This window comes from Ideonella sp. B508-1, assembly GCF_000333615.1.
Taxonomy (GTDB): Bacteria; Pseudomonadota; Gammaproteobacteria; order Burkholderiales; family Burkholderiaceae_C; genus Ideonella.
The window spans coordinates 1-9812 of the sequence record NZ_BADL01000025.1; the positions used below are offsets into that span (position 1 = coordinate 1).

Here is a 9812-nt window from a genome sequence, read left to right on the forward strand (position 1 = left end):
CTTCCGTCAGGAGCCACGATGAGCGCAGTCCTTGATGCCCACGGCCGCCCGGCCCACGATGCCCATGACCACCATGCCCATGGGCCCACCCCCGGTTGGCGCCGCTGGGTGTACGCCACCAACCACAAGGACATCGGCACGATGTACCTGCTCTTCAGCTTCACCATGCTGATGATCGGGCAGGTACATGGCCTTCTGCGCGTCGCTGCCGCACAGCTGCAGCGCCTCGATGGCGCCGCGGGTCAGCATGGGGCAGAGCATGAAGGAGGTGTTCGAGGCGTTCCACATCTCCTCGACCATGGCCGAGATGATGTGGGGCAGGCCCTGCCCACCGAACTCGGTGGGGCAGGACAGGGCGTTCCAGCCGCCGTCCACGAACTGGCTGTAGGCCTGCTTCCAACCCGGGGCCGTGGTGACCTCGCCGTCCTTCCATTTGGCGCCTTCGCGGTCACCGGTCCAGTTCAGCGGCGAGAGCACGCCGTTGGCGAACTTGCCGGCCTCTTCCAGGATGGCGTCGGCCAGCTCGGCGTTCACTTCCTCGTGGCCGGGCAGGGCCGAGACGGCGTCCATGTCGGCCAGCTCGCGCAGCACGAACTGCATGTCCTTCAGGGGGGCGATGTATTCACTCATGGTGGGTCACAGGTCAGTCAGAAACAAAGGAAGGGACGGGGCGGCGGCAGACGGGCTCACTCGTAGCTGTAGAAGCCACGGCCGGTCTTGCGGCCCAGGCGGCCGGCGGCCACCATTTCCTTGAGCAGCGGGGCCGGGCGGTACTTCGGGTCGTTGAAGCCGTCGTAGAAGACGTTCATCACGGCCAGCATGGTGTCCAGGCCGATCATGTCGGCCAGGGCCAGGGGGCCGATGGGGTGGTTGCAGCCCAGCTTCATGCCGGTGTCGATGTCCTCGGCGCTGGCCGCGCCTTCGGCCAGCACGAAGATGGCCTCGTTGATCATCGGGCAGAGGATGCGGTTGACCACGAAGCCCGGCTGGTTCTTCACGGTGATCGGGGTCTTGCCCAGCTTCTCGGCAAAGGCCACGGCCAGGGCGTGGGTGGCATCGTTGGTCTGCAGGCCGCGGATCACCTCCACCAGGGCCATCATCGGCACCGGGTTGAAGAAGTGCAGGCCGATGGCGCGCTCGGGCTTGGCCAGCACGGCGGCCATCTGCGTGATGGAGATCGACGAGGTGTTGGAGGCGATGACGGTGCTGTCACCCACCAGGCCTTCGACCTGGCGCAGGATGCGCAGCTTGAGTTCCAGGTTCTCGGTGGCGGCCTCGATCACCAGGTCGGCGCCCTTGAGGTCGTCGTAGCTGGTGCTGCCCTTGATCAGGGCCAGGGCGGCGTCACGCTGGGCTTCGGTCAGCTTCTCTTTCTTGATCAGCCGGTCCAGGCTCTTGGTGATGGTGGCGATGCCGTGCTGCACCGCCGCGTCCGAGATGTCCACCATGGTGACGGGCACGCCCGCGACCGCGCAGGCCTGCGCAATGCCGTTTCCCATGGTGCCGGCGCCGATCACGCCAATGTGCTGGATGCTCATGTCGAAGTTCCTCCTGGATGTGAAACGGGTGAGGGGCGCCTGAGCGCCCCGATGCGAAAACCGTGGTGATGATGCGCCGGGCCCATGCCCGCCGTGTTACATGCTGCGCCGGTACTGTCCTCCGACCTCGAACAGCGCCGAGGTGATCTGGCCCAGGGAGCAGCAGCGCACCGCATCCATCAACACGTTGAAGACGTTGGTGTTGTCCATCACCGCCTGCTGCAGCCGGGCCAGCATGGCCGGGGCCTCGTCGGCGTGGCGGGCATGGAAGTCGGCCAGACGCTGCAGCTGGGATTGCTTTTCTTCCTCGGTGGAGCGGGCCAGCTCGATGTGCTCGGGCACCGGGTCTCCCTTGGGGTTGCGGAAGGTGTTGACGCCGATGATGGGGTACTCGCCGGTGTGCTTGAGCATCTCGTAGTGCATGCTCTCTTCCTGGATCTTGCTGCGCTGGTAGCCCGTCTCCATGGCACCCAGTACGCCGCCGCGCTCGGCGATCTTCTCGAACTCGGCCAGCACCGCCTCTTCCACCAGCTCGGTCAGCTCGTCGATGATGAAGGCGCCCTGGCTGGGGTTCTCGTTCTTGGCCAGGCCCCACTCGCGGTTGATGATCAGCTGGATGGCCATGGCGCGGCGCACGCTGTCCTCGGTCGGCGTGGTGATGGCCTCGTCGAAGGCGTTGGTGTGCAGCGAGTTGCAGTTGTCGTAGATGGCGATCAGGGCCTGCAGCGTGGTGCGGATGTCGTTGAACTGGATCTCCTGCGCATGCAGGCTGCGGCCGCTGGTCTGGATGTGGTACTTGAGCTTCTGGCTGCGCTCGTTGGCGCCGTACTTCTCCTTCATCGCCACCGCCCAGATGCGGCGGGCGACGCGGCCCAGCACGGTGTACTCCGGGTCCATGCCGTTGCTGAAGAAGAAGCTCAGGTTGGGCGCGAAGTCGTCGATGTGCATGCCGCGGGCGAGGTACGCCTCGACATAGGTGAAGCCGTTGGCCAGCGTGAAGGCCAGCTGGCTGATCGGGTTGGCCCCGGCCTCGGCGATGTGGTAGCCGCTGATGGACACCGAGTAGAAGTTGCGCACGTCGTGGTGCACGAAGTACTCGGCGATGTCACCCATCACCTTCAGGCTGAACTCGGTCGAGAAGATGCAGGTGTTCTGGCCCTGGTCTTCCTTCAGGATGTCGGCCTGCACGGTGCCGCGCACGTTGGTCAGCACCCACTCGCGGATCTTCTCGGCTTCGGTGGGCGTGGGCTCGCGGCCGTTGTCGGCGCGGAACTTGGCCAGCTGCTGGTCGATGGCGGTGTTCATGAACATCGCCAGGATGGTCGGCGCCGGGCCGTTGATGGTCATCGACACCGAGGTGGTCGGGCAGCACAGGTCGAACCCGTCGTACAGCACCTTCATGTCCTCCAGCGTGGCGATGCTGACGCCGGAGTTGCCGATCTTGCCGTAGATGTCGGGCCGCAGGTCCGGGTCGTTGCCGTAGAGGGTGACCGAGTCGAAGGCGGTGGACAGGCGGTGCGCGGGCATGCCCTCGCTGACCAGCTTGAAGCGCCGGTTGGTGCGGAAGGCGTCGCCCTCGCCGGCGAACATGCGGGTCGGGTCCTCGCCCTCGCGCTTGAAGGCGAAGGTGCCGGCGGTGTAGGGGTAGCTGCCCGGCACGTTCTCCAGCATCAGCCACTTCAGCAGCTCGCCGTGGTCCTCGTAGCTGGGCAGGGCCACCTTGCGAATGGTGTTGCCCGACAGCGTGGTGTGGGTCAGCGCGGTGCGGATCTCCTTGTCGCGGATCTTCACCACGTACTCGGCGCCGGCATAGGCCTTCTGCATGTCCGGCCACTGGGCCAGCAGCTGGCGGGCCTCGGGCTGCAGACGGGCTTCGCGCGCCTCGGCCAGGGCGGCCAGGCGCTCGGCGTCGGTGGCCTCGGGGGCGCCGGCCAGCAGCATGTGGCGGGCGGCGCGCAGCTGCTGCACCTCTCGGGCCAAGCGGGCCTGCTCGCGGGCGGTCCGCTTGTAGCCGCGCACGCCGCCAGCGATCTCGGCCAGGTAGCGGGTGCGTGCCGGCGGCACGATGGGCACCTGGTGGGTGCTGTGGCGGGTGGCCACGCGGGGCAGGCGGCCCTCGCTCAGCGCCAGGCCCAGGCCGGCCAGGCGGGTCTTGATCGCCTGGTACAGCGCGGTCACGCCGTCGTCGTTGAAGCGGCTGGCCATGGTGCCGAAGACCGGCATGGCGTCGGTCGCTTCGGTGAAGGCCTCGCGGTTGCGCTGCACCTGCTTGGCCACGTCGCGCAGCGCGTCCAGCGCGCCCTTGCGGTCGAACTTGTTGATCGCCACGAACTCGGCAAAGTCCAGCATGTCGATCTTCTCGAGCTGGCTGGCGGCACCGAACTCCGGCGTCATGACGTACATCGGCACGCTGACATGCGGCACGATGGCGGCGTCACCTTGGCCGATGCCGGAGGTTTCGACGATGATCAGGTCAAAACCCGCCAGCTTGGTGGCAGCCAGCACATCGGGCAGGGCGGCGGAGATCTCGCTGCCGGTGTCGCGGGTGGCCAGGCTGCGCATGTAGACGCGCGGGCCCTGGGACCACGGTCCGATCGCGTTCATGCGGATGCGGTCGCCCAGCAGGGCGCCGCCGCTCTTGCGGCGCGAGGGGTCGATGCTGATGACGGCGATGCGCAGCGCATCGTCCTGGTCCAGGCGGAAGCGGCGCACCAGCTCGTCGGTCAGGCTGGACTTGCCGGCGCCGCCGGTGCCGGTGATGCCCAGCACGGGCGTCTTCACCTGGGCGGCGCGCTGGTGCAGTTCGGCCACCAGGGCCGCGTCGGCCTGGTGGTTCTCCAGCGCGGTGATGAGCTGAGCCAGGGCGCGCCAGGCGGCCGGGTCGTGGCCGGTGATGGCGTCCAGCGAGCGCGGGGCCAGGGAGGACAGCTCCCGGTCGCAGCGCATCACCATCTCGCCGATCATGCCCTGCAGGCCCATGCGCTGGCCGTCCTCCGGGCTGTAGATGCGGGCCACGCCATAGGCCTGCAGCTCGCGGATCTCGGCCGGCACGATCACGCCGCCGCCGCCGCCGAAGACCTGGATGTGCTCGCCGCCCTGGGCCTTGAGCAGGTCCACCGCGTACTTGAAGTACTCGACGTGGCCGCCCTGGTAGGAGCTGATGGCGATGCCCTGGGCGTCTTCCTGCAGCGCGGCGGTGACGATCTCCTCGACCGAGCGGTTGTGACCCAGGTGGATCACCTCGGCGCCCATGCCCTGCAGGATGCGCCGCATGATGTTGATGGACGCGTCATGGCCGTCGAACAGCGACGCCGCGGTGACGAAACGCACCTTGTGCTGCGGGCGGTAGTTGGCCAGGGCCTTGAACTCGGCGGTCAGCTCGGTCATGGTCTTTGTCTCCTTGGAAAGCTGACTGTAGGCAGCCGGCCGCCCCGGCGCCATGACCTCACCCGTCAGGCAGGTGGTGTTTTAGGACATTCGAGCAGGCATTGACGGGACCGATGCGAGGCATCCGGACAAACGATTTCCCCCGTGCCGACGCCCTGCCTAGCATCCCGCCCCAACCCTGATCCATCCGACCGCACCCCATGACACGAACAGGAGACACACCGTGACCGTCCAGTACATCAAGCAAGGCCGGCCCGCCGAGGCGAAGGCCGACCTGCAGGCCCAGGTGCGCGCCACCGTCGAAGGCATCCTGAAGGACATTGAAAACCGCGGCGATGCTGCCGTGCGCGACTACAGCGCCAAGTTTGACAAGTGGTCGCCGGCCAGCTTCCGCCTGAGCGCGGCCGAGATCCAGGCCTGCGTGGACAGCCTCTCGGCGCAGACGCTGGAGGACATCCGCTTCGCCCAGGCGCAGATCCGCCGCTTCGCCCAGATCCAGCGCGACTCGATGAAGGACGTCGAGGTCGAGACCCTGCCCGGCGTCGTGCTGGGCCACCGCAACATCCCGATGAACTCGGTGGGTTGTTACATCCCCGGCGGCAAGTACCCGCTGATCGCCTCGGCCCACATGAGCGTGCTGACCGCCAAGGTGGCCGGCGTGAAGCGGGTGATCGCCTGTGCCCCGCCGTTCGAGGGCCGCCCCTGCCCCGAGATCGTGGCCGCCATGCACCTGGCTGGCGCCGACGAGATCTACTGCCTGGGCGGTGTGCAGGCGGTGGCCGCCATGGCCATCGGCACCGAGAGCCTGCCGGCGGTGGACATGATCGTCGGCCCGGGCAACGCCTATGTGGCCGAGGCCAAGCGTCAGCTCTTCGGCCGCGTGGGCATCGACCTCTTCGCCGGCCCGACCGAGACCATGGTGATCTGCGACGACACGGTGGACGCCGAGCTGGTGGCGGTGGACCTGCTGGGCCAGGCCGAGCACGGTCCGACCAGCCCGGCCTACTGCATCACCACCAGCCGCAAGCTCGCCGCCGAGCTGCCCGCGGCCATCGAGCAGGTGCTGGGCCGGCTGGACACGGCGCCGGTGGCCAGCGTGTCCTGGCGCGACTACGGCGAGATCATCCTGTGCGACAGCGACGAGGAAGCCCTGGCCGAGGCCGAGCGCCTGTGCTCCGAGCATGTGCAGGTGATGACCCGCGACCCGGACTGGTACCTGCAGCGCATGACCCGCTATGGCGCGCTGTTCCTGGGCCACCGCACCAATGTCAGCTATGGCGACAAGGTCATCGGCACCAACCACACCCTGCCCACCCAGGGCGCGGGCCGCTACACCGGTGGCCTGTGGGTGGGCAAGTTCATCAAGACCCACACCTACCAGCGCGTGCTGACCGACGAGGCCAGCGTGCAGGTGGGCGAGTACTGCTCGCGCCTGTGCGGCTACGAGCACATGAGTGGCCACAAGGAGCAGGCGGACATCCGCGTGCGCCGGTTGAAGCGGGCTTGAGATGTCTTTCATGCAGAGGTGCCGCGGGCAGGAGGAAGGGGTGCATTGCTGCGCTCATGTCCCCCGGTCCCAGCCTGCGGCCGTGACCTCCTCCTTGACTTCGCTTCGCAACACACCCCTTCCTCCTGCTGGCCACCGTCGGTGGCATGCGGCGGTGGGTCAACCACGCCGGCTGCCGAGGGCGCAGGGTGACTGGCGCAGTGAAGTCAAGGAGGAGCCATCAGCCGCATGGCTGGTGGCGGGGGACATGAACGAAGCCAGTCACCCTGTGGCCTCGGCTCGCACCAACGACAGCGCATGCCCATGAAAAATCTCAACGGACAAGTCGCCGTCGTCACCGGCGGAGCCGGCGGCCTGGGTGAAGCCATCTGCATCGGCCTGGCCCAGGCCGGCTGCGCCGTGGTGGTGGGCTACAACCGCTCCGAAGGCCCGGCCCGAGCGTTGGTGGACCGCCTGCCCCCCGCGGGCCTGCCGCATGCGGCGCTGAAGTGCCCGGTGACCGACGCCGCGTCGCTCGCCGCCCTGGCTGCCGAGGTGGACAAGCGCTACGGCCGCTGCGACGTCCTGGTCAACTGCGCAGGCACCACCCGCTATGTGCCGCATGGCGACCTGGACGCGCTGGACGACGCCCTGATCGACCAGATCCTGGCCACCAATGTGCGCGGTCCCTTCGCCGCCGTGCGTGCCCTGCGGCCACTGCTGGACCGTTCCCGCGCGGCCGGCGGTGCGGGGGTGGTGGTCAACATCTCGTCCATTGCCGCGGTCACCGCCATGGGCAGCAATGTCATGTACTGCGCCTCCAAGGCCGCGGTGGACAACATGACCCGCTCGCTGGCGCGCGCCCTGGCCCCGGCCATCCGGGTGCTGTCGGTCTCGCCCGGCCTGGCCGACACCGAGTTCGTCAAGAGCATGGATCCCGCCTGGCGCGACGAGCAGGCCCGGCGCACACCGCTGCAACGCCTGGCCGCGCCCGAGGAGGTGGCCGCCGCCGTGGTGGCTGCCGCGGGCGCACTGAGCTTCACCACCGGGGCGGTGATCCCGGTGGATGGCGGCCGGCCGCTGGCCTGAATCCCTTCCCAGAACCCCACAGAACCCCAGGAGACACCGCATGAAACTCGCCACCTACCGCAACGGCTGCCGCGACGGCCGGTTGCTCGTCGTCTCCCGCGACCTGACGCGGGCCGTGGATGCCGCCGCCGTGGCCGCCACGATGCAGCAGCTGGTGGAGGACTGGGATGCGCGGGCACCGCGTCTGCAGGCCTTGTACGCGCAGCTCAACGCGGGCACGGCGGCCGGCGCCTTCGCCTTCGAGCCCGCGCTGTGTCTGTCGCCGCTGCCGCGCACCCACCAGTTCGTCGACGCCTCGGCCTTCCTGAACCACGGCAACATCATGGAGCAGGCCTACGACCTGGACGTCAAGAAGACGCCGGGCATTCCGGTGCTGGTCCAGCGCCAGAGCGACGACTTCTGGGGCCCCTGCGACGACTACCCGCTGGTGGAGGCCGACCACGGCGACTTCGAGGGCGAGTTCGCGGTGATCGTCGACGACACGCCGATGGCGGCCAGCCCCGAGATCTGCGCCTCGAAGATCCGCCTGGTGATGATCCTCAACGACGTCAGCATGCGCGCCCACCTCTTCCGCGAGCTGCAGATGGGCTTCGGCTTCATCAACGCCAAGCCGGCCACGGTCTTCGGGCCGGTGGCGGTCACGCCCGACGAGCTGGGCGAAGGGTGGGGGGCCGACGGCCGCATCCACCTGGACATGTGCGTGAGCCGCAACGGCGAGGCCTTCGGCCACCCCAACGGCCGCGAGATGGACTGGAGCTTCGGCGAGCTGCTGGCCCGGCTGGCCCTGAACCGCAACCTGCGGGCCGGCACCATCCTGGGCACCGGCACGGTCAGCAACCAGGCGGCGCGCACCGTGGGCTCGGCCTGCCTGGCCGAGAGGCGGGCCCTGGAGAAGATCGAGCGCGGCGAGTCGGTCACGCCCTTCCTGAAGCTGGGCGACCGGCTGCGCTTCGAGGTCTTCGGCGCCGACGGGCAGAGCATCTTCGGTGCGGTGGATCACCGCTTCGTTCCCTTTCATGCCGAGGCATGAGGAACCACGACGCCCCCATTCGGAGCCGCCTGCGCCACATCCCGCGGGCCCTCCTGTCCTGTACCCGCACCGGCCTGAACGGGCAGGTGCACACCTTGGGCCCAGCCCACTGAAACCATGTCGACTCCCGCCATGAATCACATCGTCATCACCGGCTCGGAGGGCTTTGTCGGCCAGGCTCTGGTGCGGCGCCTGCTGGCCCACGGCCTGAACGGCCGCCCCGTGCAGCGACTCACCCTGATGGACGTGGGTTTTGCCACCCCGCCGGCCGACCCACGGGTGCGCCAGCTGCCCGGCAGCATCGCCGACGCGGCCCTGCGCCGCCAGGCCTATGAAGGGGGCGTGGACGTGGTCTTCCACCTGGCCAGCATCCCGGGGGGGGCGGCCGAGAAGAACTACGCCCTGGGCCGCAGCATCAACCTGGACGCCACCCTGGGCCTGCTGGAGGACCTGCGTGGCGTGCGGGCCGCCGAGGGAGGCCTGCCGCGCTTCGTCTTCGCCAGCACCGTGGCTGTCTACGGCGAGCACCTGCCGCCGGTGGTGGACGAGCAGACCCTGCCCAACCCCGGCCTGAGCTACGGTGCCCACAAGCTGGCCGGCGAATACCTGGTGGCCGATGCCAGCCGCCTGGGCTGGGTGCAGGGCTGCTCGCTGCGCCTGCCCGGCGTGGTGGCCCGGCCGGGCGATGGTGCCGGCCTGATCAGCGCCTTCATGAGCCAGATCTTCTGGCGCCTGGCCGCCGGCGAGCCGATCACCGTGCCGGTGTCGGCCCAGGGCGTGGCCTGGTGGATCTCGGTGGGCGCCTGTGTGGACAACCTGCTGCACGCGGCCACGGTCGACCCGGCCCGCCTGGCCCCGCGGCGCAGCTACCAGATGCCGGTGCTGCGCCTGACGATGGACGAGGTGGTGCAGGGCCTGGCCCGCCGCTTCGGTGCCGACCGGGCCGCCCTGGTGCAGTACGCGCCGGACCCGAAGGTCGAGCGCCTGTTCGCCGCCTACCCGCCGCTGCGCACGCCCGAGGCCGAGGCCCTGGGTCTGCGCCACGACGGCGACCTGGACACCCTGATCACCCGGGCGATGGCGGACTGAGGCCGACCGGGCGCTCGCATCCACAGAACACAAGGAGACAGACGTGGCCCTCATCCAGAACGCCCTCATCGTCGGCGGCGGCGTGGGTGGCATGTGTGCCGCCATCCAGCTGCGCAAGCTCGGCATCGCGGTGGACCTGGTCGAGAACAGCCCGGCCTGGGCGCCCGATGGCGCAGGCATCACCATCAGCGGC

At 68.9% G+C, this 9812-nt stretch carries 7 protein-coding genes and 2 pseudogenes; 6 read left to right on the forward strand and 3 right to left on the reverse strand.

Features of this window, described 5'->3' with window-relative positions; genetic code table 11:
• Positions 1–18 precede the first annotated feature (18 nt).
• A pseudogene (locus I73_RS33640) lies at positions 19–198 on the forward strand (cytochrome c oxidase subunit I); the annotation flags it as partial.
• Positions 199–219: 21 nt separating this feature from the next.
• Here I73_RS33640 and I73_RS33645 read toward each other — a convergent pair.
• The 3 genes and pseudogenes from I73_RS33645 to icmF all read right to left on the reverse strand — a co-directional run.
• Positions 220–630, reverse strand: a pseudogene (locus I73_RS33645) (acyl-CoA dehydrogenase N-terminal domain-containing protein); the annotation flags it as partial.
• Positions 631–686: 56 nt separating this feature from the next.
• Positions 687–1538, reverse strand: a complete 852-nt coding sequence (locus I73_RS01405) for a 3-hydroxybutyryl-CoA dehydrogenase (protein WP_022978981.1) — start codon at positions 1536–1538, stop codon at positions 687–689.
• Positions 1539–1634: 96 nt separating this feature from the next.
• Positions 1635–4925 (reverse strand): fused isobutyryl-CoA mutase/GTPase IcmF, encoded by a 3291-nt coding sequence (gene icmF, locus I73_RS01410; RefSeq protein ID WP_022978982.1) that lies wholly within the window; start codon positions 4923–4925, stop codon positions 1635–1637.
• Between the two features lie 223 nt (positions 4926–5148).
• On the opposite strand from icmF, the gene hisD reads away from it, so the two are divergent.
• From hisD to I73_RS31260, 5 genes are all read left to right on the forward strand, one after another.
• Positions 5149–6432, forward strand: coding sequence for a histidinol dehydrogenase (gene hisD, locus I73_RS01415; RefSeq protein WP_022978983.1), 1284 nt, complete (start codon positions 5149–5151; stop codon positions 6430–6432).
• A 303-nt stretch (positions 6433–6735) separates the two neighbouring features.
• On the forward strand, positions 6736–7500 hold the full coding sequence (locus I73_RS01420; RefSeq protein WP_022978984.1) for an SDR family NAD(P)-dependent oxidoreductase: 765 nt from the start codon (positions 6736–6738) through the stop codon (positions 7498–7500).
• 40 nt (positions 7501–7540) lie between these two features.
• The gene (locus I73_RS01425; RefSeq protein ID WP_022978985.1) at positions 7541–8530 is read left to right on the forward strand and encodes a fumarylacetoacetate hydrolase family protein; all 990 of its coding nucleotides are present in this window, start codon (positions 7541–7543) and stop codon (positions 8528–8530) included.
• A 132-nt stretch (positions 8531–8662) separates the two neighbouring features.
• The gene (locus tag I73_RS01430) at positions 8663–9619 is read left to right on the forward strand and encodes an NAD-dependent epimerase/dehydratase family protein (RefSeq protein WP_022978986.1); all 957 of its coding nucleotides are present in this window, start codon (positions 8663–8665) and stop codon (positions 9617–9619) included.
• A gap of 43 nt (positions 9620–9662) precedes the next feature.
• A partial coding sequence (locus tag I73_RS31260) for an NAD(P)-binding protein (RefSeq protein ID WP_148289642.1) occupies positions 9663–9812 on the forward strand: 150 nt, incomplete at its 3' end.

Coding starts and splice junctions, on each gene's coding strand:
- I73_RS01405 (WP_022978981.1), bottom strand. CDS start 1,538: ATGAGCATCCAGCACATTGGCGTGATCGGCGCCGGCACCATGGGAAAC.
- icmF (WP_022978982.1), bottom strand. CDS start 4,925: ATGACCGAGCTGACCGCCGAGTTCAAGGCCCTGGCCAACTACCGCCCG.
- I73_RS01420 (WP_022978984.1), top strand. CDS start 6,736: ATGAAAAATCTCAACGGACAAGTCGCCGTCGTCACCGGCGGAGCCGGC.
- I73_RS01425 (WP_022978985.1), top strand. CDS start 7,541: ATGAAACTCGCCACCTACCGCAACGGCTGCCGCGACGGCCGGTTGCTC.
- I73_RS01430 (WP_022978986.1), top strand. CDS start 8,663: ATGAATCACATCGTCATCACCGGCTCGGAGGGCTTTGTCGGCCAGGCT.